Below are 21640 nucleotides of genomic sequence, written 5' to 3' on the forward strand. Positions count from 1 at the left end.
TGGGGCGACTCGATACAGAAAAAACTTATCTTTAACCAAGCTTGAATATATTGATCGCTCCTGCTCTTGGTTGGCAATCAATTATTCAGCAAGCCCTAGGTAATGGGTAAGATGTTAAACCAAAAATGTTCGATCGCACTAACGCTATCTCGCAAACGCTGCCTCACCTTGGAGATGGTTCGGAATCTCGATCGAGAATTAAGGATTCTTGATCGAGATGCCGATCGAGCCTTATCCTGCACAAAAACTTAGAAACCTGAAAGCGAAGAAAAAGCCCCCCTAAAAAGACGGGACTTTAATTCTCCGCTACACTCCGCTCATTACCAACAACTATTAAGGCAACTCAACCGAACTCGGTTTAGCAATGTGAGGCAAGCCCCAGCCCAATTTTTCCCGCAAAATGTGGAAAAACTCAAAAGATTGTATCCGAACAAAGCGGGCTGGGTAGGGCGATCGCTCAATTTGCACCCAATCCTCAGGCCGAACATAACAGCCGCCGTTCCCATCTACCACCATTACCAGGCGGTTCGGACTTGCCGGCAAAATCTTCACCGGCTCAGTATTGCTAAATACTAAAGCCCGAGAAGCCATTGAATGCGGGCAAAGAGGGACTAACTGCAACACTGGGACTCCCGGAATAATTACAGGGCCGCCGGCTGACAGCGCGTAGGCTGTCGATCCAGTCGGAGTCGAGATAATTACCCCATCTGCGGCAATGTCCACAGAGGCGTGCTGGCCGATCGCCACTTCAAAATGGCACATACAAGTCAACGGTTCGCGGTGCAGTACCATTTCATTGAGACAAAGGGCTTCCCAAAGGCAGTCGTTGTCTCGAAACAGCCGCACGGCCAACATCGATCTTTCTTCTATTTCGTATTCTCCGGCGATCGCCTTTTCCAAAGCTTGCGGGAGCAAGTTTAGGTAAGTTTCTGTTAAAAAGCCCATATGACCGGTATTGACAGTCAGCAGCGGCACTCCGATGGGAGCAACTTGGCGAAATGCCGACAGCACCGTACCGTCGCCACCCAAAACCACTGCAAACTCCATGTCGCTGTCAAAACCGGGGGGGACAAGTTGGTCGATCGGAGTGTGGCACATGGGGCGATCGGGACTAGAATAGCCCAAAATTCCCCCGGCACCGGAAACCGCGCAGACCTCCCAGCCGCGGGCAGTCAGCTTGTCTTTCAACTCTTCGGCGATGCGACAAGAGACTGGTTTAACGTCGTTGTATATAATCCCAGCTTTCGGCACTTTAAAATGTAAAAGGCATTTTTTGTTTACTCCGTTTTTTAGTCTTAAGCTGCTCGTACTCTATTTCCCTGAGCTTCTTCATAATCAGACTGAAGTATTCTTCCAGATAAGATTCCAAAGTTGTAGTTTCTTTAGGGTCTAATCCGAAGACACTGTAAACGTCATCCATCGGAGCTTTCAAGGGTTTTCCGGCTGCTAAAACTTCTGAAAAAGCCAATCTGTCAGCTACGTTCCAACCCCACTGAAAGAACTTAGCAAATTGACGGGTAGCCTGCAACAAGGCATCTGGCGTGCGGGTGATTTTGGCCTGTTTCCCAGAAAGCCGCTCGCACAACCGCACGATTTCCTCAGCATCCCAAGCGCGATTTCCCACCACCGGAAAGCTTTTTTTCTCGGTTTCGGGAACGGTAAGAGCTCGGACGGCAAACTTCGCAACGTCCTGAGTGTTCATGTAAGCAAGGGCTGACGGCTTGTTGGGCAACCAGACTCCCTGACCATCCAAAATTGGCATTGCGTACAGGCTCAGCAGTCCTTGCAAAAAGCCGCAAGGTCTCAATATTGTGTAGTCTAGACCGGATTCTGCTAAGAATAGCTCAGTACAGCGCTTAATTTCCAACAAGGGGACTTGCTGATATTTTTCGGCGTCGAGAAATGAAAAGAATATGTAACGCTTGATGCCTGCTGCTGCTGCTGCTTGGATCAGCGATACTTTTCCGTCCCAGTCTACTCTTTTGATGCTGACAGAATCGGCTGCGCTGGCTGTTGCTGCATCGATGATAGCAGTGACGCCTTCTAATGCAGGAATTAAGCTGTCAGGCTGGCAAAGGTTTCCCGGTACGAGTTCGGCGCCCCATTCTTTCAAAAAGGCCGCTTTTCTGTAATTTCTGACTAAACAACGCACCTGGTAGCCCTCGTCTAGGGCGCGGCGGGCTATTTGACGGCCGAGGGTGCCGGTGGCTCCTACAATCAATAAAGTCATCTAGGGATTAATTTATGAATCTTAAACTTTCTATAAGATGGTATCAGGTTTTCGTTATGTTTTTTATAAAAACTTAACAAAAACCTGAATTTTTCTCATTTTTGGCTTGAGAGCCTAAGCAGCACGCTGGCTTTGGGTGGCACGCAGAAGCTAGAAGGCTTGAGCTAGAAGACTTCTGAATGATTGTTACAAAAATTTATTCTTCGCCGCCTTGCAGTTTGAGCAGGAGGAAGCCTCCGCCTATACCCACGAAAATTAGGGAAAAGGACAAAAAGGCTGCATTGAAAATTTCAGGATTCATGATTGTATATGCCTAATTGGACGATCGCATTAGATAAAAATAATAATATAATTTGGGGCAACCAGCTACATGAATGCTAAAATCTCACTGCTGAAATTGCTGTATTTTTTGGGGAGAAAACTGCCTTGAGTCTCGATCGGCAATCAAAACTAGCTGTAACTCTGGGAGATCCGGCAGGAATTGGCCCGGAAGTGATTCTCAAGGCTTTGGCAGATCCGGCTGCTGCTTTGATGGTGACGGTTTTCGGATCGAGGATGATTTTGCAACAAACTTACGATCGGCTGCGATCGATCGATCGGGCTACAACAGCAGCAAATCCCGCAACATTAAAGATTATTGATATCGAACCAGACAGCAAGTGGGGTTCCATTATCCCCGGTGTCGGGAATGCGGCTAGTGGGGCGGCTAGCTTTGAGTATATGGAAAAGGCGATCGCTCGTACCCTTGCCGGCGAATTTTGTGCGATCGTCACCGGCCCCATTTCCAAAACTTGCTGGCAGGCCGCAGGTTACAATTATCCCGGACAAACAGAACTTCTCGCAGAAAGGTCGAAATCGCAGCGGTTCGGAATGCTGTTTGTCGCCACATCTCCCCACAGCGGTTGGACGCTGGTAACTTTACTCGCTACCACACATATTCCTCTGCGTCAAGTACCCGAGGCTTTGAATCCAGAGTTGCTGAGTGAAAAACTAGAATTGCTGATCGAGTGTTTGCGCGAAGATTTTGGGATAGAAAAACCAAAAATAGCGATTTCTGGCTTAAATCCTCACAGCGGCGAAAATGGCAAACTGGGAAAAGAAGAGCAAGACTGGATGATACCGTGGTTGAAAGCGCAGCGCGATCGTTTTCCCCAAGTGCAATTAGACGGGCCAATCCCCCCGGATACCATGTGGGTAAAACCGGCTAAAGTTTGGTACGGCTTAGCCTCATTAGCTCACGACGGTTACTTGGCAATGTACCACGACCAAGGCTTGATTCCAGTAAAATTGATGGCTTTCGACAAAGCGGTCAACACTACAATTGGCTTACCCTTTGTCCGCACATCTCCCGATCACGGCACAGCTTTTGATATTGTAGGTCAAGGAATTGCCGATGCCTCTAGCATGACAGCAGCGTTACAGTTGGCGGCCCAGTTGGCTAGTCGCAGAGCAGCAGTATAAAATAGGGCGATAGCCTTAATTAAGTCTGACACTGGGCAAAATTGTGTCATTCCTATTGATGTTCGCTGGCGTCAGGCGACAAGCAAGCTGGTCATTTTAGTCGATCGCTTAAAATCAGATTTTGGTAGCACAGTATGGCAGCATCTAATGATAATTCAGGGAACATATATCAGTCAGAAACAGAGGTGTCAGATGCAACTCAGGTAAGTTCTAAAGCAGGAGATCAACTTCAGGAATTGCTAATCATATTGACTGAAATCCAGTTACTGAAGCAATCAAAAAAAGAACCTATCGAGCTAAAGTTACCGCCATCTGAAAAATCAGCAGAGCGACTTGAGGAAGAGGAAAATCGGCGCAACCAATTGTCTTTTTTGATCGAATCACCTGCGGTTGTACCGGAAGTATTGAATAATCATGAAGAGATACCACCTCAAAGACGACAAAACAAGAACGAAGAAGCAGGCTTATCTAGAATCGCTAATTTAGCAAACAATGAGCGACCGTCGGAAGAAGATTTAGAAAAAGCAGTCGAAGAGTTTAAACGGTTGCAGGAACTGTTGTTTGAAAGGGATTTGCCGGAATTTTACAGTAATATTTTCAGCGTAGAACAAAGGTTAGAAAATTTTGAGAAACTAATGTGTGAGCCGAAAGAATTGATGAATTTATTGAAACCTTTAATTCCCGAGTTAGTGAGAGAAGAGCTAGAGCGGTTGAAGTTTCAATTAAACCAGGCGATAGAACTCGTCGGCAACGATAAAATCAATCGCCTGGAAGTTCAGACAAAATTAGCGGATTTGGAAAATCAAATTTCTGATTTCAACCAGCAGCAATTGGGAAATTCAGAACAGTTAGTTAAACGGCTAATGTTGATGGTGGGAGATCTGCTCAACCGCAAGGTAGAGGAGTCTAAGTTAGAGGTGACTTCGGCGATCGCACCGACAATCAATCAAGTAGTTGACAATCAAAATGGACTGGAAGAACAAGTAGTCATAATTGAAGAGAAACTTGCGACTGTTCAGCAGCGTTACCAGCAGCAACCGGAAGATATTATCAAACAGTTAGTCCCGGTAGTTAGCGATTTGCTCGCCCGCAAAATTAGTGAATTAAAGTTAGAAGTTGTAGAAACACTTGCACCCTCAGTACAGGTAAGAATAGCTTGGGTAGAAATAGAAGAAAAAGTATTGAGCATCGTCGAGCGCCGGCTGGCTACCCAAGAGTCGCCAATTCAGACGCCAGAAGAGATTATGGCGATGCTAATGCCAGCAATCACGGATTTGCTGAACCGGAAAATTGATGAATCAAAATTAGAGGTAGCAGCAGCGATCGAACCTTTGATTGAATCAGCAATTCTGCAAAGAGAAGTTCCAGGAAAATTGAGCGATGTAGAAAGTAGGCTCAATAATCTTCAGCGCCAGCAAAAATCTCAGCCGGAAGAAATCCTGGCAAGGTTGATGCCGTTAATGATTGAGTCGCTGAACCGGAAAATTGACGAGACAAAGTTAGAGGTGACAGAGGCGATCGCACCTGCTGTCGATACTGCTATTCAAAACAGCGGTATTGCAGCAAAAATATTGCAAAATGAAAGTAAGATTGTCGAAGTTCAGCAGCAAGTTTTAGGCGAGATCGAAGGGTTGATGGGAAGAATCATGCCCGCGATCTTGGAAATGCTGTCCGGAAGCATTCGGGACGCTAAGCTAGAGATAGAATCTGCGATCGCCCCTACTGTCGATGCGATCGTTCAGAACAAAAAGATTGATGAAAGACTCGGAAATATCGAACAAAAGATTGTGGCGATCGAACACCGGATTTATCAATCGACAGACTTGTTTACAGATTTACTCAAACCCTTGATTGACGAGCTGATGGTTAGCCATCACTCCCAACTAGAAAAATCTGTCATCCAATCTATTTTACCGTTATTAGATGAAGTGGTAGGTTATAATTACAATCTCAACAGTAAAGTACAGGAACTAGAACGCAAAATAACTGATGCTGAATGGGGAGGCGATCGGGCAGAATTAATGGCCCGAATTAAAAGCATCTTTCCAGAAATGATGATCCAAACAATTAATGACTCTAGAAAATCATTTGCCGAAACCATCGCTCCGATAATTGATGAAGTAATTGATACCAAAATCCGAGAAAATCGGCAGTCGTTTGGAGTAGCCCTAGCGCCTTCTATTCCTGTGGGAATCAGCCACAGAATTAGTGAATATCCCGATGAAATTGCCATAGCGCTGGCGCCGGAAATGGCCTCGGCAATCAAACAGCAAATTACTATCAAGCGAGAAGCAATGTCGGATGCACTTTATCCGATCATCGGCAGCACAATTTTAAAATACATCGGCGAGACGATGCGCGAGATTAACGAAAAGTTGGATCAATCGTTAAGTCCTGATGCGATCGCTCGCAAAATTAAAGCCAAATTGCAAGGAATTTCTGAAGCAGAATTGCTAATGCAAGCAACAGCACCGCTGACTGTTAAAGCTGTATTTTTGATTCAAAAAAATTCTGGATTGTTAATTGCAGGAGTGCAGCCGCCTGAAAGCGAAGAGCTAGAATCAGAAATGATAGCAGGGATGCTGACTGCTATTCGCTCTTTTGTCAACGACTGCATATCTCAATCGGGAAATCTTGCAGAGATTGATGCGGTACAATACGGGACATCTTCGATAGTATTGGAAGTAGCAGGTTCGTGTTATCTAGCAGTAGTGATCGAAGGAGGAACCCGCCAATGGTTTAAGTACAAAATGCGAGCAATATTTAAGAATATTCTTCAAGAATACGGAGAGCAAATTCAGGCATTTAACGGAGATCCGACTCGTCTGCCTCCAGGAGTAAACTTAAACTTGCAAAAGTTAATCGATACAGAGGTAAAAGTTAAATCTACTAAGATTCCAATTTTACCAGTTATCGGTTTGGCAGTGTTAGGTTTAATTGGCGTAGGTTGGGGCACTCATGAATACCGCAGCGGAATTGCAGCGACTTTAGAAGCAGATACAAATTTAGCTTTACAATCTGCTCCCGACTTATCGGTTTATCGCCTTGCGGCAGATGTTAAAGATGGAGTATTAGAGATTTCGGGACGAGTGCCGAATCAAAAGCTGCGAGTGAAAGCGGAAAAAATCGCTCAGGATGCAGCTCCCAAATTAAGAATTGACAATAAAATTATAGCCGTTGAAGTACCTCCCGATCCGGTTTTAACCGAAGCTGATGTCAAGCGGACTGTGGCTCTTTTGAATAAGTTAGAAAGCATTAATATCTCGGCTCGCTATGCAGAGGGAAAAGTCGCGATTGCAGGTAGTGTGAGCAAAGCAACGGATGCTCAGAAAATTACTCAAGCTTTTGAGAAAATTCCGGGGGTGAAGTCGGTAACAAATACAGTGGGAATCGGAACTCAACTGCCGTCACCGCCAATAGAAGTTCGCCTTTATTTCGGTGCTGGTTCGGCAATTTTGTCGCCGAAAGATATAGCACAAAAACTGAGCAAAGTTAAACAATATATGGAGGAGAATAGCACGACTAATTTGAGGGTAATTGGCTACAGCGATTTTAAAAGCAGCCCTGCGGAAAATCAAAAGTTGGCGCTGGAAAGGGCGATAAATGTGAAGGCTGCTCTGGTTAAAGAAGGGATAAATGGCAATAGAATACAAGTTGCTTCTACTAAGGGTCGTCCCGAAGGTGTGGAGGCTAATCAACCGCTGTGGCTGAGCAGATTGGTCATGTTTGAGGTGGTAAATTAAATTGGGTAATGGGGCATCGGGCATCGGGCATCGGGCATCGGGCATCGGGCATCGGGCATCGGGCATCGGGCATCGGGCATCGGGAATTGCTAACAAATAACAAATAACAAATAACAAATAACAAATAACAAATGACTTCTTCGTCTTAACTTAATCGTATTCGGCCGGAGGTAAAGGCTTGTATTCGATCGCCCGCCAAGCATACTAACAACCGGCCGCATCCGTCAATCCCGGCGGCTTCTCCGCAGATGGTTTCGGAGGAAAGTTCGATCGCCACATTACAGCCAATCAGCCCGTCGCGACGGCGCAATTCCGGTAACAGTCGCGCTAAACCGGACTTTTCGGGTGCCCTGTCGGTGGTGGAGAACATATCGGCTAGTTCGAGTAAATAGTGCCGTAGTCGATCGAGCAAACAGAGTTCATCGGGCACATTACCCGCAATAGAATGCAAGCTTACCGCATTGCCGATCGCCCTGGCATCCAATCCGGCCGCCGCGAAATCTACGCAGCGGTTGAGTCCAATTCCGACAACCACGCGAGTGCCGAATGTGTTCCCAGAAGTGGCTTCACAGAGAATTCCGGCTAATTTTTGGCGATCGATCCAAACATCATTTGGCCATTTCAGGCGCAGCATATCGCGACATTCGGGCACCAAATCCTCGATCGCGAAAATCACAGCCAAACCGACTGCTAAACTGAGTCCGGGTAACAGATTGGGATTGAGGTTGTCGAGTACAAAACTCGCAGTCAAAACACCGGTTGGGGAGTGCCAAGTGCGCCCTTGTTGTCCGCGCCCGTTGGTTTGCTGCTTAGTAAATACTACATCTCCGTGGTGCAGTTGGTCTGCGCGGGCGATCGCCCAACTGTTGGTACTGGGACAAGTATCCAAAGAGTGCAGCCAGTGACGAACTAACTCATTATCAACAGTATTTATCAACCTTACCTCAGTAGGAATATCCCCTATCCTCTCAACTTCATTATTTTCTAATTTCTTGAGATTTTTTCATATCATTTTTCACAAAAATTATATCGCACGGTGCATATTAATAATTCATCTCTCTATTCTCTTCCTCTGTGTTCTCTGTGTTCTCTGCGGTTAAATCATATTGTATAAATCTAAAATCTATCGCAAATTTATGCTATTAAAGGACGCAATCCTAGGGAGTAAGAAACCCAGATTCTTCGTATATATAGTTGAAAAACCAATATTTATCCCAGAAAACGGGTTTCTTTAGCCTTAGTTTTATCCTCGAAAAAAGACAAGCAATCGCCGCACAATTTACGCTGCCGATTGCCCTTGCATTTCCAGCAACTCAGGAATCGTCACAAACCGATATCCCTGCTGCTTCAAGCCAGCAATCATCTCCGGTAAAGCCTTAATAGTACGAGATCGATCGCCCCCGCCGTCGTGCATCAACACAATCGCCCCCGGCTTGGCATTCTTCAACACATTCTCAACAAAAGCTTCTGGTTGAGCGCGGGGATCGGTATCAGCAGAAGTTACCGACCACATCACCACAGAATAATTTTGCTCCTTAGCATACTTAGCCAAACCATTAGTCAAAACTCCTCCCGGCGGGCGGAAATAAGTAGTCTTAACTCCCGTCGTTTCGTAAATAAGTTTTGCCGTGCGATCTATTTCGCTAGCCGCCGTCGCCGCATCCATCGGATCGTAAGGGTGATGCCACGTATGATTGCCGATCGCGTGACCTTCTGCTACAACTCGACGAGCAATGTCAGGAGAAGCTTCGAGAGATTTACCTATCCAAAAAAATGTTGCTTTAATGTCATTTTGCTTAAAAATATCCAGCATTTGTTCAGTTGTTTCTGGCCACGGCCCGTCATCAACTGTTAAAGCAATAACTTTTTGGGAATATTTGATTGTCCCTTCAAAAACAGTTTTTCCCTGAAACTGCTCAGGTGGCACAAAAGTCAAGTTTTTTTCTTTGGATTCCAATACGGTGAGAAGTTCTTCAATTGTGCGATCGAGATTAAAGCCTGTTCGATCGTCCCCAACCTCTTTTGCTAGCCGATTTACCGTTAAGGATTGCTTGAGGTTCTGCACGGCGGCGGTTGCAGGTTTGTCGCTTCCTTGTTGGTTTCCTGGCAGCAGCGTACCGACGATAAAGCTTATTGTAGCCGCTGCTAGGGCGATCGCCACAAAACGCCATTTTTTTCGCAGTCTTTGAAACAGATGATTTCCGGTCACTTGGGATTCCTTTCACTCCACACTGCCGATAATGATAATGGGAATTTCAAGGAAAAGAAACCTTATTTTTGATAAATATGTCTCAGCGGGGATTGACAGCGGGATCGGAAGGGCGATCGAATCCGGGCGATCGAATCCGGGCGATCGAATCCGGGCGATCGAATCCGGGCGATCGGAAGCGGGCGATCGAATCCGGGCGATCGAATCCGGGCGATCGGAAGCGGGCGATCGAATCCGGGCGATTGAAATCGCGCCTAGACAGACGAAACCCGCCTGCGCGGGTTGAAGAAATTGCCAGCGATTGCGATTAAGGGCGATTTCAATCACCCGATATATTTAGGGGCTTAGAAGTTTCTTGAGTCCACGGAGGTGGACATTGTTTGTATAGCCGCGATTTCTAATCGCCCGGTATATTTATCGCCCTGTATATCTTTAAAGCCTTGCCGCCAGTAAATAGGGGGCGATGGGAAGCGGGCGATTGAAATCGCGCCTAGACAGACGAAACCTGCGGAGGCGGGTTGAAGATTTAAAGCCTTGCCGCCAGTAAATCCCGAATAATTGGGATTTTCGCCGCAATTTGCGCTTGAGGTACCTCCGTTTGCAGCCAACTCTCGCGCCCTGCAAGTCTCGCAACCCACTGCTGCAACTTCGGATACTCATCAAAAGATATGTCAAACATCCCCACAGAAGGAACCGCAGTCCCCGCCACGACTTCCGCCAAAGAAAACTGTTCGCCAGCAAAAAAAGTGCGCCGATCGGCCAACAAGCCCTCAAAAAACCTCAGCACGGTTAATATCTGTTGCTTTGACTGTGCCAACTTTTCCTCACTGTCTCCCGGCACACCCAGCATTTGCCTGGTTAAGGGAAACATTGCCGGCAACAGTTCATTTAAAGTCAGCATGGACACCATCCGCACAATTCCCAAGGCTTTCGCCTCTGTCGGTAGCAGTGGGGGCGTGGGATATTTGGCATCTATATAATCGAGAATTGCCAGCGACTCCACCAAAGTCAAATCTCCATCCACCAACGCCGGTATGCGGTGAAACGGGTTAATTGCCAGAAAATCCGGTGCAAATTGGTCGCCGTCGAGGTTAAGTGCGATCGGCTCAAACGCAACTTGTTTCTCCAGAAGTGCCACCCACACGCGACGAGAATTCAGAGAAATCGGATTGTAGTACAGTTTCAGCATCGGATTTTTCTCGAACGACACCACCAGTTTAGCAGCCAAATGTCTTGATTTTAGGTAGTTTGGCAGAGTGGGAGTGTTCGGAAAGGGCGATCGACACCCCATGTCAAAAAAAGATTTCAAAAAAAGTTGTATTACCCCCTTGACAGTCTTGTAGCACACAATGTAGTATAAATATATAGCAACCGGGAAAGAGCTTCAAAGCTTTAACTCACAAGCAATACGAACCTTGAAAACTGAATAGGAAATTAACAATGTCACATACTTTTGGACATTTGGCGGTGTAGACTCCGGCAACCATAACCCCTAGGTTGTAGTACGCGGAATCAACCGCCACCCCGTCCAAACACAAACCTTTGTGGGGCTGTAGCTCAATTGGGAGAGCGTCGCTCTGTCACAGCGAAGGTAGCGGGATCGAAACCCGTCAGCCCCGTCAAGCAATTTTGGATTTTGGATTTTGGATTTTGGATTTGAGCTGTAGGGTGCGTCGCCATCAAAAATCCTAAATAATATCGACAATCTCATAGCGACGCACCTTATTTGAGATATTGAGATTTTAGATTTGAAATTTTGATTTAAAATTTTAAATTTTAAATCGACTCAAATCTCAAGTAATAATTCTTCAATCTAAAATCTAAAATCCAAAATCAATAGTCCCGTAGGCAAAAGTCAAGCCGTCTGCCCCTCAAGCAGAAGATTGCGAGTGCAAACCTCGTCGGGACTCCCAGGTTAGGTGGCTGAGTGGCTCAAAGCATCGGTCTGCAAAACCGAATTTCGCGGGTTCAAATCCCGCCCTAACCTCTGTTCCCAATTGTAATTAAAAATTACATAAATTCCATGAAATTTAATTATTTAGGGTACGCACTGTAAAGTCGGTCATTCTACAAAACAGAGGAAGTAAAGCCTAATAGACATTGACGGAGGTTAGAAGTTATGAAGACCAAAACTACCGTTCTTTCAAAGTTCATGCCAAACGATGTATCAAATAATAGTGCCAACTTGGAAGATCAGTTGACTGCGTTCGTTCAAAAATCCCTTGCTGACAGCTATTCTCAAGACGTTGATGCTACTTTGCAACAACTTGATGCAGCATGGGAAGCTCAGAAATTGGTTTGGCAAATGCGAGATGATACCAAAGTTTGAGCGAACAAGTTCCAGAAGCTTACTTGTTTTGAAAAACGAGAAATTAAAAGATTAAACCAACACTCTTTTAATTGCAGTTTTTAACTTTGAAAGTAACAAAGCAACACAGTGCTCGACGCACAGGTAGTTAGAAACCGGGTTTTTTACGAAAATTCTTCACCCGAGCCCAGAGATTAGGTAAAAAGCCCGGTTTCTTTGAACTTATATCGCAAGCAGGGATGGTGTAACTGGCAACACTCTGGTCTCCAAAACCAGCATTCTGAGTTCAAATCTCAGTTCCTGTGCCAAATTTTTAATATCAAATTTTTAGTGCTGTAGGCAAATGGTTTAAGCCGCTTGGTTTTCACCCAAGTGATTTGCGGGTTCAACTCCCGTCAGCACTGTGTGTGGGTCGTTGGCAGAATGGTTTTGCAGCCGCCTTTTAAGCGGATGGATCGAGGTTCAATTCCTCGGCGACCTACCAAATTTTCAACCTTGGGTCGGTTCTCATATTGGTATGAGTAGCTGTCTGTAAAACAGTAGCTTAAAGCATTGCTGGTTCGATTCCAGCCCGACCCATGCGATTTTAGATTTTGGATTTTAGATTTTGGATTTTTAGATTCAAGATTTAAGATTTGAGATTTGAGATTGTAAATTATTTGTAATTGCATTTAATATGCAATTGCAATTATGAGAATGTGTTGTAATCGGACAACAACTCAGTTTGCGCGGCTGAAGATTTGGGGGTTCAAATCCCTCCGTTCTCGCTCATTGAGGAGAGGTGGCCGAGAGGCTTATGGCGCTTTCCTGCTAAGAAAGAGCGGCTTAACAACCGTCGAGGGTTCAAATCCCTCTCTCTCCGTTTTCCCCCGATAGCTCAGTTGGTAGAGTGCTTGTGTGAAGAACAAGAGGCCGTCAGTTCGATACTGACTTGGGGGATTGCGTTGCCTCATAGCTCAACGGTAGAGCTGCACGCTGTTAACGTGATGGTTGTAGGTTCGAGTCCTACTGAGGCAGCCATTTTTCAAATTGCCGGGTGGACAAATTGGTAAAGTCGGATGCCTCTGAAGCATCAGTTTGTAGCTTCAAAGCCTACCCCGGCATTCAATTATTGGGAAGTCGCCTAATCGGTATGGCACCGCTCTTTGAAAGCGGACAAATGTAGGTTCAAGCCCTACCTTCCCAGTTCTGCTATTACCAAAGCAGATTAATTATACTCCTGTAGCCCAATTGGAAGAGGCGGCAATTTCAAAAATTGTCAAGTGTGAGTTCAAATCTCACTAGGAGTACCAAATTTTCCTTAAGTTTATACTTGCTCTTGTGGCGGAATTGGCAGACGCGGCAGACTTAAAATCTGTTCTATTTTGATTGTGAGTTCGAGTCTCACCAGGAGCATGAACGGGATGTGGCGCAATTTGGTAGCGCGGCGGCTTTGGGAGCCGAAGGTTGCAGGTTCAAATCCTGCTATCCCGACTTTACCCCTGTGATGTAATTGGAAAACATTACTCGCTCAGAACGAGTATTTTGCAGGTTCAAATCCTGTCAGGGGTACTTGGTTAATAGCCAATTTCTACTATTTGCTCTCGTGGCGAAACGGCAGACGCGCTAGTTCGAGAAGCTAGTTTTTTACAGGTTCAAATCCTGTCGGGAGCATGAATTTTTAATATATATAAGATAAAATTACAGTGGTTAACTATCAACTATCAACTATCAACTGTCAACTGTCAACTGTCAACTATTTTGCCCTTGTAGCCCAATTGGAAGAGGTGCCTCGCTTAGAACGAGGAGGTTGCTGGTTCGAGGCCAGCCAGGGGTATTTGGTGATATCGCGGGTGAAGTAGCCTGGGTAGGCTTGGAGGTCTCATAAGCCTCTTCATAGCAGGTTCAACTCCTGTCCCCGCCACCAAAATTGCAGGTGTGATGTAATTGGCAACATGAGGCTCTTGTAAAGCTTTTATGCGAGTTCAAATCTCGCCACTTGCTTGTCCTAAAGCTCAGAAGGAGTCTATCTAATTGTGCTAACTTTTCAATAGAAGTTACAGAGCTAATTTTTTGTAGCAAATCCGAGTTAAAAGCATGAAAAGAATTGCGATCGCCCAAAACACGCTAAAAATTCTCGAAGATGGTTGCTACTTGTCCCCGGAAGGGAAGCAGGTTAAGATCGATCGCCAATTAGCCTCCTGTATTGCTGGGACGGCATACTACGAACCCGAAGCCCTGTCAGCGATTCAGGAAAACGTTCTCTCAGGTACTCCCCAATTCTCGAACACGGAATTTATGGTGAGAAATGAGACAACGCTGGTGGGTGCAGAGCGTATAGGGCGATCGCACAAATTTGCAAAAATAGGAGTCCTAAATTTCGCTTCTGCCAAAAATCCGGGTGGTGGATTCATCAGAGGCGCTCAAGCGCAAGAAGAGAGCTTAGCACGCAGTTCTGCACTGTACAAAAGCCTCTTAAAATGTCCTAAATATTACGAGTATCATCGCTCTCATAAATCGCTGCTCTACTCCGATCGACTCATCTACTCTCCCGGCTGTTCAGTATTCCGAAAAGATGATGGAACTTTGCTTGAGGAACCTTATCTTGTTGATTTTATCACGAGTTGCGCTCCGAATGCTGGTGAGATTTCCCGAAAAGAGTCAGAAAGTACGGGAAAAATTCGCGAAACTCTGTACGGACGCGGTGCAAAATTGTTGGCTTTAGCTGTTAACAAAGGTTCCGATGCGTTAATTTTAGGAGCTTGGGGATGTGGTGTCTTCAGGAACGATCCATCTATGGTAGCTCAGATGTTTGCAGACTTTTTATTGCCAAACGGTCAATTTGCTGGCAGATTCAAAAGCGTACTATTTTCCGTCCTAGACTCTAGCGAAGAAGGAAGGATATTTGCAGAATTTGACAGTAGATTTTCCTCAAATTAATCGAGATTTTTCATAACGATGAGCAGTCTATAAAAGCAGTTTTACATTTTCGATCGCGCGGATATGGTGTAACGGTAGCATTCGAGTCTTCCAAACTCTAGGCACGAGTTCGAGCCTCGTTATCCGCTTGGCTGATTAAACAGTTGACAGTTGACAGTTGACAGTTGACAGTGAAGTTTTACAATTGTTGACAAGTGACTGTTACACGTAAACTAAAATATCAAATTTGTTTGCGGGTGTGATGTAAAGGTTAGCATTTGAGTATGCCATTCTCAGCGCATGGGTTCGAGTCCCATCATCCGCTTTTGGAGTCCTGTTTGCTACAAGCAAGAGCGGGGTAATATCCTGTCATGACTACCAATTTATGGGAGTGTAGCTCAATGGATAGAGCGCCGCGCTTCGGACGCGGATGTTGTGGGTTCGACTCCTACCACTCTCGTTGTTATTGCTTGATTTTAAGGAGGTTGATTCCATTGAATGATTAATTTTTTATATTGCAAAACTTACCTATTCGATCGAAGAAACCGGGTTTTTTATCTCATCTTTTGGTGAAGGCGGAAGATTTTCGGAAAAAACCCGGTTTATGACCATTGATGCGTAAGTCTTATGTTAAGAGCGATTCCCTACGGGATAGCTGCGCCGCGCGTACTTTGCGTGTCCCAATCTTTGGAGCCTACATACTTTAGTACGAGAGGAAAGGTAACGCTGTCAAAAACGGCGCGCGTTTGCGAACGGGGAGTGCAGTGAACCCGATAGGTAGGCTTAGAAGTAGCCATCCTTTAAAGAGTGTGTAATAACTCATCGGCGGAGTCCCTCTAGTAACTCAGAAAACGCAATGCTCTGATAACTCGCACGCAAATAGTGCGATCGGCGCAGCTATCCTTAGGGAATTGCACTATTTCACCTTTTAATAAAGTTATAACCAAAGGAGTTTCCCATGCCTGTAATTGCTATGGAAGTAAAAACCGCGCAAAATCATCCTAATGCTGATGCGCTATATCTCTATAATTTTGAAGCTCCAGGGCATGATTCAGTGCAAATTGTTGCCAACTCAGAAAACATTTATGATGTTGGCGATATCGTTGCGATAGCCTTAACTGATTCTGTGCTGAAAGACGGTACTATAATCAAACCGGCAAAGCTGCGAGGTGTTTATTCTTTTGGTATGGCTTTGGGCAAAGTTGATGAAGTAATTGGTATCGATTTGTCGGCAATTTACTGTCAACAAACAGCGGATCGATCGACCGTAATGCAAACATGGCCGAGCATCGAACTGCTGTACAATCTTCGCCGCAGTTTAGAATTGGTTGGGGAAGCTCCGAAGATAACTTATCGAGCTAAAATTAAACTCGACGGTACTAATGGTGGCATTCAAATCTTTACTGATGGTAAAGTTGCTGTCCAAAGTCGATCGCAAATAATCTCCCCAGAAAACGACAATCTCGGCTTTGCGAATTGGGTAAATCAAAATATCGATTACTTCTCTCGATTGGCGAGTACCGAACACGCAACTATTTTTGGGGAATGGTGCGGTAAAGGCATTCAGAAACGGACGGCTGTATCTGAGATCGATCGCAAAATCTTTGCAGTTTTTGCAGTGCAATTCGGCGGCATAGATGGAAAAGTTGCCAAACTGGAAATTTGCCCGGACAAAATCGCTGAGTTTTTGCCAAAACATCCCGATATTTTTGTCTTACCTTTTTATGGAGAACCGATTGTTTTGGATTTTGGCGATCGCACTCAACTAGAATCGGCTGTTAACACTCTCAATCAAGCGGTTGATACTGTAGAAAAACTAGATCCTTGGGCGAAAGAAACTTTCGGCCTCGAAGGGATTGGCGAAGGCTTGGTAATGTTTCCCGAAAGCGGCGAACTTGCGGAAAGGTTGTCTTATGCGGAACTGCTGTTCAAAGCCAAAGGCGAAAAACACCAAGCTATAAAAACAAAACAACCAGTTCAAATCGACCCAGAAGTTGCTCAAAGCATTGATGACTTTGTGAATCTGTTTGTAACCCCTGCTCGATTAGAACAAGGGGTGACAGAAGTTTGTTCTGGTCAGTTTGAGATGGACAAAATCGGAGCATTTTTAAAATGGTTTAACGCTGACGTACAGAAAGAAAGTGTTGCAGAACTAGAAGCTGCTGGCTTGACCTGGAAAGAGGTTAATAAAGCAGTGATGAATGCAGCCAAAAAATGGTATCAAGAAAAGTCGAAAGCTTTGTAGGTGTTGGATTTGCAATAAGTCCTGTAGGGGCGGGTTCGCCAACAATAACTGCCTACAAATAACAATCTTATAAACCCGCCCCCGCCCAACGACAAATCCCAATTAATTGAATGAACATGATGTTAATTAAAGATTGCCCATAAATCAAAGAAACCGGGTTTTTCATACAATCTGCGAACTATAGCGAAGTATTTTCGCAAAAAACCCGGTTTCTGCCCACCCGCGCTCCAGCCTTATTAACAAACAATACGGGAGTGTAACTCAACTGGATAGAGTGTCGAGCTTCTACCTCGAATGTTGTGGGTTCGAGTCCTACCGCTCCTGTTAAATGGGTTCGTAGCTTAACTGGAAAAGCATCTAGCTGGCTGCTAGAAAGATATCGGTTCAAATCCGATCGCAATCCACCAATCTTGGGTCTGTAGCTTAATTGGAAAAGCACTTAGTTCGCAACTAGGAAAATGTCGGTTCGAGTCCGACCAGTATCCACCAAAAAAGGGGTCATAGCTCAATTGGTAGAGCGCTTGCCTTGCACGCAAGAGGTTAGGAGTTCAATTCTCCTTGATTCCATGCGGTATCTGAAGTCGAAGCGGTCGAGACGCTAGCCTGTGAATCCCTCAGTGCGAGCGTCCCGCTCGCGAGCAACACCATAACGTCCCGTCGGATACCCTTGGAAGATGCCGCTGAATGGCTGGCAACTGGCCTCGAAAACCAGGGTACAGGCAACTGTAAGGGTTCGATTCCTTCATCTTCCTTTTAATATCAAATCCCGTTAATTGTACCGATGTATTGTAGGGATTTGATATCACCACCAGAAGTCGAAAAGCGAGACACCGTGCTGATAACGCGGCGATAGGAGGGGCAGTACCTCCCTGGTGGATTTCCTATGTTTGAGCCATAGGAATCATGGATGTTTTGCATCATGGAAGATGCCGCTAAATGGTCAGCAACTTGTCTTGAAAACAAGGGTACAGGTAACACCTGTAAGGGTTCGATTCCTTCATCTTCCTTAATGAAATATTCGGGGACTTGGCAAATAGATTTGCTATCCTATAAGTAGGTAGACATATATATTACCTGTCCGAAAAGATAACGAAGTAATCCGAAAACCCTGCGATTGCTTCGTTCCTCGCAATGACATTGTTGCATTTATTTATGTCCACCTACTTAGCAATAGAAATTTTGGGGAGGTCGCCTAAATGGAATGGCACCGTAAAAACTAGGTAAAGCGGCTCTCAAAAGGACGATCGCGTTTGTTGAGTAGGGTAAAAAGTTGCTTCGCGACGTTCCCTGAAAACACAAACTGGCAGCGGGTTGCAGATGCACTGAAAGGAATTAACAGTCCGAGATGGGGGCAGTTCCCGTCTGCTTGCGGGCAGTAAGGAAGCGCGTTTCCTGAAAGTTGCTGTCGATCGATGCGGGTTCGAGTCCCGTCCTCTCCATTCTTGGTTCAAAACCGAGGAGTTTCAACCCGTGCCCTAACAGTTAAAGCATACATACCCGGCTGTTAACCGACTAAAACCAATGCTTTGCGGACTTGCACGGGTTGAATCTCAGAACCTCAGTTGCCGTTGAGGTTTAGATCGCGATCGCAACTGCCGATCGGGCGCAGTCGAGTCATCAACTGCTTCAACAAGAAGCCATTGCTGTTCCAAGCGGTATAAGGACTTGCCCCTTGTCCTTTGAGGGACAAGGTTTGTCGGGCTTTGTTGTGGCAGATTGTTGCCAACAGGCTAATGACAGCGACTAAGCCGAGTTCATCGACAAGGGCTTCGAGTTCATTTTGGGTCACAAGTACACCTCCAGGGTTGACTATTTCCCTAAAGGATAGCATAATGGGGTAAGACTGGGTACTAAATGGGGTTAGTCAGTGGTATCTTTATCATCAATGAGCTTATATTCCTTGATAGTTGCCAGGAGCATCAGTTTAGACATGGATATTCCTGACTCGTCAGACAGCTTCTTCAGCTTTTGATGGATTCGGTTAGGCATTGTGACTTTTATGGTTTTGGAAGCTTCATCTTGTTCGGCCATTTTCAGCAGTCATATTTAGTTGACATCAGCTTATCTTCTTTCGGAGTATCGATCGCCCTTTCCTTCTATTGTCTCTAGAGATGCGGGCGATCGCGCCGTTGAAAAGCACTACTGCTACCATGGTTTCAGCCTTGGTGATTCCCAAAACTTCTTAACAAACAATCTTAAACATGAGAAAACTCATATATTACGTGGCTTCCACCGTTGACGGGTTTATTGCTCGCGAAGATGGCTCCTTTGATTGCTTTCCGATGGCCGGAGAGCATTTTGCCGATTTGTTCGATCGCTTTCCCGAAACCATTCCGGCTCACCTTCACGAAGCGCTGGGAATTAATTTTTCAGGAAACAAGCAATTTGATGCTGTTTTGATGGGGCGCAAAACCTATGAAGTCGGGCTAAATGTCGGTTTGACTAATCCTTATCCCAGCTTGAAGCAGTATGTCTTTTCGCGCAGTATGACAGCCAGCCCCGATGGGAATGTTGCACTGGTTTCGGAAAATGCTGTTGAATTGGTTCAGGAATTGAAGCAAGAAACGGGTAAAGACATCTGGCTGTGCGGTGGTGGTGAGTTAGCAGCAACGGTGGTTTCAGAGATTGACGAGATGATTGTCAAGTTGAATCCGGTAGTCATTGGGGCGGGAATTCCTGTGTTTGCAAGGGCGATCGCGCCGACGAATCTGGAATTGGTCGATCGAAAAATCTACAGTAACGGTTTCATGCTGCTGCACTATCGATTGCAAAAATGAGGTGTTTTGGCGATCGTATAAAATTATCTGCGTTAATCCGCGTTCATCTGCGGTTAAAAATAAAAAATATTTAGGTAAAATTTATGATGAATTTAAAACACTTCGACTATTATCTAGTGCTCGATTTGGAAGCAACCTGCTGCGACAAAGGATCGATCGCCCGAAATCAGATGGAAATTATCGAGATCGGCGCAGTGATGGTAGATTCCACAACCCTAACAATCGTTGATGAATTTCAAACATTCGTCAAACCCATGCGCCATCCCATTCTCACCGAATTCTGCACGGCGCTAACATCGATCGCCCAAACGGAAGTCGATCGGGCTCCAACTTACCCAGAAGCAAGCGCGATGCTGAAAAACTGGCTGTCTGGCTACCCAAACGGTGTATTTGGTTCCTGGGGAGACTACGATCGCAAACAATTTAAAAAGGATAGCAACTTTCATCAACTTCCTTTTCCCATTGCTTATCCTCACATCAATCTCAAAAAAGTCTTTTCAGAAACCCAAGGCTTGCCAAAAAGGTACGGCATGGAAACAGCCTTAGAACTTGCGGGTTTACCCCTAGAAGGAACTCATCACCGAGGGATTGACGATGCGAGAAACATCGCTAAATTGTTGCCCTATATTCTAGGTCAAAAAAACCTTACTTGATTCTAGGTTCGTAGTGAGGACTTTAGTCCTTATTCTAGGTTCGTAGTGAGGACTTTAGTCCTTATTCTAGGTTCGTAGTATCGTACCGTCGGTGCGGGCGTCGTTTCCAAGATTCAGCGATAGCATTTTGCTGAATTGACAAGTAACAGAAAAGCCAATTGCCCGAATGGTAATTGGCTTTTCTGTTTGCTTGTTTGTAAAGGTGCTGTTGTAAGATAGTTAGTGGGGCGATCGCCAGTCAATAGAAATAACGTTCGTGCCTGCACAACACAGTTGCATTCAAAAAACGCATGATGCTACAATACGTACATGAATTTTGAGTGGGATGAAAACAAAGCAGCGAGAAATCTGTCAAAGCACGGAGTCTCATTTGAAGAGGCAAAAACTGTTTTTGACGATCCGCTATATGTCGATTTCTACGATCCAGACCATTCTGATGAGGAAGATCGATATATTATTGTAGGAGAATCGCGCCGAGGCCGTTTATTAATAGTGTCTTATACGGAAAGGGGCAAGACAATTCGTTTAATTAGCGCCAGAGAAGTAACTAGAAAAGAGCGAGAAGTTTATGAAGAAGGCTGAAACAGATATGGAAGACGAACTGCGATCGGAATACGATCTGAAGAGCTTGCGAGTGAGAAAAGTAGGTCATGCACGCAAGAGTTTTAGCGGGCTGACAGTTCATCTGGAACCTGATGTTGCAGAAATGTTTCCTGACTCTGAAGCAGTAAATGAAGCTCTACGGTTTTTGATGAGAGTTATGAAAGACAATAAGTATCCTCTCGGCAATATGAGAGGCAATGACTAGAATTTAGTGAAGCCGATCGCGATCGAACAAAATATGCGTTTTGCCATCCGCGAAGGCGATCGTACCGTCGGTGCGGGCGTCGTCTCCAAGATTCAGCGATAGCATTTTGCTGAATTGATAAGTAGCAGAAAACTTACGCATCAAAACCCAAGAAACCGGGTTTTTTGCCCTTGCTGTGGGCGACAACGAAAGATTTTCGTAAAAAACCCGGTTTCTGACCACCCGTGCGTCCAGGACTATAGCAGAAAAGCCAAACCTATTTGGGTAATTGGCTTTTCTGTTTGCTTGTTTATTATGTAAAATGATTA

19 protein-coding genes, 28 tRNA genes, 1 pseudogene and 1 other annotated feature are annotated in these 21640 nt (G+C 45.3%); of the genes and pseudogenes, 40 read left to right on the forward strand and 8 right to left on the reverse strand.

What is annotated here, in order from left to right; all coding sequences use genetic code 11:
* Nucleotides 1-111 precede the first annotated feature (111 nt).
* Entirely contained in the window at nt 112-252 is a 141-nt protein-coding gene (locus tag JGK16_RS22480) for a hypothetical protein (protein ID WP_293183769.1), read from the forward strand.
* 81 nt (nt 253-333) lie between these two features.
* On the opposite strand, the gene JGK16_RS22485 is transcribed toward JGK16_RS22480, so the two are convergent.
* The 3 genes from JGK16_RS22485 to petM form a co-directional block, all read right to left on the reverse strand.
* On the reverse strand, nt 334-1251 hold the full coding sequence (locus JGK16_RS22485; protein ID WP_293183772.1) for an NAD(+) kinase: 918 nt from the start codon (nt 1249-1251) through the stop codon (nt 334-336).
* 1 nt (nt 1252) lies between these two features.
* Nucleotides 1253-2230: an NmrA family NAD(P)-binding protein gene (locus JGK16_RS22490; protein ID WP_293192612.1), complete on the reverse strand. Its 978-nt coding sequence runs from the start codon at nt 2228-2230 to the stop codon at nt 1253-1255.
* A 196-nt stretch (nt 2231-2426) separates the two neighbouring features.
* Nucleotides 2427-2531, reverse strand: a complete 105-nt coding sequence (petM, locus tag JGK16_RS22495; RefSeq protein WP_172189541.1) for a cytochrome b6-f complex subunit PetM — start codon at nt 2529-2531, stop codon at nt 2427-2429.
* A 125-nt stretch (nt 2532-2656) separates the two neighbouring features.
* Between petM and pdxA the strand changes: the two genes are divergently transcribed.
* On the forward strand, nt 2657-3691 hold the full coding sequence (gene pdxA / locus JGK16_RS22500) for a 4-hydroxythreonine-4-phosphate dehydrogenase PdxA (RefSeq protein WP_293192614.1): 1035 nt from the start codon (nt 2657-2659) through the stop codon (nt 3689-3691).
* 134 nt (nt 3692-3825) lie between these two features.
* Nucleotides 3826-7434: an OmpA family protein gene (locus JGK16_RS22505; protein WP_293192616.1), complete on the forward strand. Its 3609-nt coding sequence runs from the start codon at nt 3826-3828 to the stop codon at nt 7432-7434.
* Nucleotides 7435-7579: 145 nt separating this feature from the next.
* Here the strand turns inward: JGK16_RS22505 and JGK16_RS22510 are convergent, their stop codons facing one another.
* Both JGK16_RS22510 and JGK16_RS22515 read right to left on the reverse strand, forming a co-directional pair.
* Complete coding sequence (locus JGK16_RS22510; protein WP_293192618.1) at nt 7580-8371, reverse strand: biotin--[acetyl-CoA-carboxylase] ligase; 792 nt, start codon at nt 8369-8371, stop codon at nt 7580-7582.
* 342 nt (nt 8372-8713) lie between these two features.
* On the reverse strand, nt 8714-9643 hold the full coding sequence (locus tag JGK16_RS22515; protein ID WP_293192620.1) for a polysaccharide deacetylase family protein: 930 nt from the start codon (nt 9641-9643) through the stop codon (nt 8714-8716).
* Between the two features lie 77 nt (nt 9644-9720).
* Between JGK16_RS22515 and JGK16_RS22520 the strand changes: the two genes are divergently transcribed.
* Nucleotides 9721-9954, forward strand: coding sequence for a hypothetical protein (locus JGK16_RS22520; RefSeq protein ID WP_293203414.1), 234 nt, complete (start codon nt 9721-9723; stop codon nt 9952-9954).
* Nucleotides 9955-10169: 215 nt separating this feature from the next.
* On the opposite strand, the gene JGK16_RS22525 is transcribed toward JGK16_RS22520, so the two are convergent.
* The gene (locus JGK16_RS22525; protein WP_363319705.1) at nt 10170-10952 is read right to left on the reverse strand and encodes a glutathione S-transferase family protein; all 783 of its coding nucleotides are present in this window, start codon (nt 10950-10952) and stop codon (nt 10170-10172) included.
* 237 nt (nt 10953-11189) lie between these two features.
* Between JGK16_RS22525 and JGK16_RS22530 the strand changes: the two genes are divergently transcribed.
* The 31 genes from JGK16_RS22530 to JGK16_RS22680 all read left to right on the forward strand — a co-directional run bounded on the left by JGK16_RS22530 (nt 11190) and on the right by JGK16_RS22680 (nt 18101).
* A tRNA-Asp gene (locus tag JGK16_RS22530) sits at nt 11190-11262 on the forward strand.
* A gap of 219 nt (nt 11263-11481) precedes the next feature.
* Nucleotides 11482-11556: transfer RNA gene (locus JGK16_RS22535), tRNA-Glu, on the forward strand.
* A tRNA-Cys gene (locus tag JGK16_RS22540) sits at nt 11557-11630 on the forward strand.
* 132 nt (nt 11631-11762) lie between these two features.
* The gene (locus JGK16_RS22545; protein ID WP_293183792.1) at nt 11763-11972 is read left to right on the forward strand and encodes a hypothetical protein; all 210 of its coding nucleotides are present in this window, start codon (nt 11763-11765) and stop codon (nt 11970-11972) included.
* Nucleotides 11973-12184: 212 nt separating this feature from the next.
* Nucleotides 12185-12259 (forward strand) — tRNA-Trp (locus JGK16_RS22550).
* Nucleotides 12260-12280: 21 nt separating this feature from the next.
* Nucleotides 12281-12355: transfer RNA gene (locus tag JGK16_RS22555), tRNA-Glu, on the forward strand.
* A 5-nt stretch (nt 12356-12360) separates the two neighbouring features.
* Nucleotides 12361-12435: transfer RNA gene (locus JGK16_RS22560), tRNA-Lys, on the forward strand.
* A gap of 13 nt (nt 12436-12448) precedes the next feature.
* A tRNA-Tyr gene (locus tag JGK16_RS22565) sits at nt 12449-12530 on the forward strand.
* 113 nt (nt 12531-12643) lie between these two features.
* Nucleotides 12644-12718, forward strand: a tRNA-Arg gene (locus JGK16_RS22570).
* Between the two features lie 8 nt (nt 12719-12726).
* A tRNA-Ser gene (locus JGK16_RS22575) sits at nt 12727-12813 on the forward strand.
* Nucleotides 12814-12817: 4 nt separating this feature from the next.
* Nucleotides 12818-12890: transfer RNA gene (locus JGK16_RS22580), tRNA-Phe, on the forward strand.
* Between the two features lie 6 nt (nt 12891-12896).
* Nucleotides 12897-12971 (forward strand) — tRNA-Asn (locus tag JGK16_RS22585).
* A 10-nt stretch (nt 12972-12981) separates the two neighbouring features.
* Nucleotides 12982-13055: transfer RNA gene (locus JGK16_RS22590), tRNA-Gln, on the forward strand.
* 8 nt (nt 13056-13063) lie between these two features.
* Nucleotides 13064-13137, forward strand: a tRNA-Gln gene (locus JGK16_RS22595).
* Between the two features lie 29 nt (nt 13138-13166).
* A tRNA-Leu gene (locus JGK16_RS22600) sits at nt 13167-13243 on the forward strand.
* Between the two features lie 22 nt (nt 13244-13265).
* Nucleotides 13266-13346: transfer RNA gene (locus tag JGK16_RS22605), tRNA-Leu, on the forward strand.
* 4 nt (nt 13347-13350) lie between these two features.
* Nucleotides 13351-13424, forward strand: a tRNA-Pro gene (locus JGK16_RS22610).
* A 4-nt stretch (nt 13425-13428) separates the two neighbouring features.
* A tRNA-Leu gene (locus JGK16_RS22615) sits at nt 13429-13502 on the forward strand.
* A 28-nt stretch (nt 13503-13530) separates the two neighbouring features.
* A tRNA-Leu gene (locus JGK16_RS22620) sits at nt 13531-13604 on the forward strand.
* A gap of 89 nt (nt 13605-13693) precedes the next feature.
* Nucleotides 13694-13767 (forward strand) — tRNA-Leu (locus JGK16_RS22625).
* 95 nt (nt 13768-13862) lie between these two features.
* Nucleotides 13863-13934 (forward strand) — tRNA-Thr (locus JGK16_RS22630).
* Nucleotides 13935-14027: 93 nt separating this feature from the next.
* Nucleotides 14028-14870 carry a TIGR02452 family protein gene (locus tag JGK16_RS22635; protein ID WP_293192626.1) on the forward strand — a complete coding sequence of 281 codons (843 nt, stop codon included), beginning with the start codon at nt 14028-14030 and terminating at the stop codon, nt 14868-14870.
* 57 nt (nt 14871-14927) lie between these two features.
* Nucleotides 14928-14998, forward strand: a tRNA-Gly gene (locus JGK16_RS22640).
* Nucleotides 14999-15102: 104 nt separating this feature from the next.
* Nucleotides 15103-15174, forward strand: a tRNA-Gly gene (locus JGK16_RS22645).
* A 62-nt stretch (nt 15175-15236) separates the two neighbouring features.
* Nucleotides 15237-15309, forward strand: a tRNA-Arg gene (locus tag JGK16_RS22650).
* A gap of 310 nt (nt 15310-15619) precedes the next feature.
* Nucleotides 15620-15675 (forward strand) — a sequence feature (23S ribosomal RNA rRNA prediction is too short).
* A 132-nt stretch (nt 15676-15807) separates the two neighbouring features.
* Nucleotides 15808-17094 carry an RNA ligase family protein gene (locus tag JGK16_RS22655; RefSeq protein WP_293192628.1) on the forward strand — a complete coding sequence of 429 codons (1287 nt, stop codon included), beginning with the start codon at nt 15808-15810 and terminating at the stop codon, nt 17092-17094.
* A gap of 250 nt (nt 17095-17344) precedes the next feature.
* Nucleotides 17345-17418 (forward strand) — tRNA-Arg (locus JGK16_RS22660).
* 6 nt (nt 17419-17424) lie between these two features.
* A tRNA-Ala gene (locus JGK16_RS22665) sits at nt 17425-17501 on the forward strand.
* A gap of 5 nt (nt 17502-17506) precedes the next feature.
* Nucleotides 17507-17583, forward strand: a tRNA-Ala gene (locus JGK16_RS22670).
* Nucleotides 17584-17588: 5 nt separating this feature from the next.
* Nucleotides 17589-17661, forward strand: a tRNA-Ala gene (locus tag JGK16_RS22675).
* 354 nt (nt 17662-18015) lie between these two features.
* A tRNA-Ser gene (locus tag JGK16_RS22680) sits at nt 18016-18101 on the forward strand.
* A gap of 551 nt (nt 18102-18652) precedes the next feature.
* Here JGK16_RS22680 and JGK16_RS22685 read toward each other — a convergent pair.
* Both JGK16_RS22685 and JGK16_RS22690 read right to left on the reverse strand, forming a co-directional pair.
* On the reverse strand, nt 18653-18883 hold the full coding sequence (locus JGK16_RS22685; RefSeq protein WP_293183799.1) for a hypothetical protein: 231 nt from the start codon (nt 18881-18883) through the stop codon (nt 18653-18655).
* Nucleotides 18884-18954: 71 nt separating this feature from the next.
* Entirely contained in the window at nt 18955-19125 is a 171-nt protein-coding gene (locus JGK16_RS22690; protein WP_293203416.1) for a hypothetical protein, read from the reverse strand.
* 170 nt (nt 19126-19295) lie between these two features.
* Between JGK16_RS22690 and JGK16_RS22695 the strand changes: the two genes are divergently transcribed.
* The 5 genes and pseudogenes from JGK16_RS22695 to JGK16_RS22715 all read left to right on the forward strand — a co-directional run.
* A complete protein-coding gene (locus JGK16_RS22695) occupies nt 19296-19871 on the forward strand; it encodes a dihydrofolate reductase family protein (protein ID WP_293183801.1) in 576 nt (191 codons plus the stop codon).
* 83 nt (nt 19872-19954) lie between these two features.
* Nucleotides 19955-20524: a 3'-5' exonuclease gene (locus JGK16_RS22700; protein ID WP_293183804.1), complete on the forward strand. Its 570-nt coding sequence runs from the start codon at nt 19955-19957 to the stop codon at nt 20522-20524.
* A gap of 309 nt (nt 20525-20833) precedes the next feature.
* A complete protein-coding gene (locus tag JGK16_RS22705) occupies nt 20834-21106 on the forward strand; it encodes a BrnT family toxin (protein ID WP_293183806.1) in 273 nt (90 codons plus the stop codon).
* Nucleotides 21093-21332, forward strand: a complete 240-nt coding sequence (locus tag JGK16_RS22710) for a hypothetical protein (RefSeq protein ID WP_293183809.1) — start codon at nt 21093-21095, stop codon at nt 21330-21332. Before JGK16_RS22705 ends, JGK16_RS22710 begins: the two co-directional genes overlap by 14 nt.
* Before the next feature lie 3 nt (nt 21333-21335).
* Nucleotides 21336-21434, forward strand: a pseudogene (locus JGK16_RS22715) (hypothetical protein); the annotation flags it as partial.
* Between the last annotated feature and the right edge of the window lie 206 nt (nt 21435-21640).

Source organism: Microcoleus sp. PH2017_09_SFU_O_A (assembly GCF_020738625.1).
Lineage (GTDB): Bacteria > Cyanobacteriota > Cyanobacteriia > Cyanobacteriales > Microcoleaceae > Microcoleus.

Bases quoted from the DNA above. Each gene is read 5' to 3' on its own strand.
- petM (WP_172189541.1), bottom strand. From the start codon at position 2,531: ATGAATCCTGAAATTTTCAATGCAGCCTTTTTGTCCTTTTCCCTAATT.
- JGK16_RS22520 (WP_293203414.1), top strand. From the start codon at position 9,721: ATGTCTCAGCGGGGATTGACAGCGGGATCGGAAGGGCGATCGAATCCG.
- JGK16_RS22655 (WP_293192628.1), top strand. From the start codon at position 15,808: ATGCCTGTAATTGCTATGGAAGTAAAAACCGCGCAAAATCATCCTAAT.
- JGK16_RS22635 (WP_293192626.1), top strand. From the start codon at position 14,028: ATGAAAAGAATTGCGATCGCCCAAAACACGCTAAAAATTCTCGAAGAT.
- JGK16_RS22705 (WP_293183806.1), top strand. From the start codon at position 20,834: ATGAATTTTGAGTGGGATGAAAACAAAGCAGCGAGAAATCTGTCAAAG.
- JGK16_RS22505 (WP_293192616.1), top strand. From the start codon at position 3,826: ATGGCAGCATCTAATGATAATTCAGGGAACATATATCAGTCAGAAACA.
- JGK16_RS22490 (WP_293192612.1), bottom strand. From the start codon at position 2,230: ATGACTTTATTGATTGTAGGAGCCACCGGCACCCTCGGCCGTCAAATA.
- JGK16_RS22480 (WP_293183769.1), top strand. From the start codon at position 112: ATGTTAAACCAAAAATGTTCGATCGCACTAACGCTATCTCGCAAACGC.
- JGK16_RS22710 (WP_293183809.1), top strand. From the start codon at position 21,093: ATGAAGAAGGCTGAAACAGATATGGAAGACGAACTGCGATCGGAATAC.
- JGK16_RS22700 (WP_293183804.1), top strand. From the start codon at position 19,955: ATGATGAATTTAAAACACTTCGACTATTATCTAGTGCTCGATTTGGAA.
- JGK16_RS22690 (WP_293203416.1), bottom strand. From the start codon at position 19,125: ATGGCCGAACAAGATGAAGCTTCCAAAACCATAAAAGTCACAATGCCT.
- JGK16_RS22545 (WP_293183792.1), top strand. From the start codon at position 11,763: ATGAAGACCAAAACTACCGTTCTTTCAAAGTTCATGCCAAACGATGTA.
- JGK16_RS22695 (WP_293183801.1), top strand. From the start codon at position 19,296: ATGAGAAAACTCATATATTACGTGGCTTCCACCGTTGACGGGTTTATT.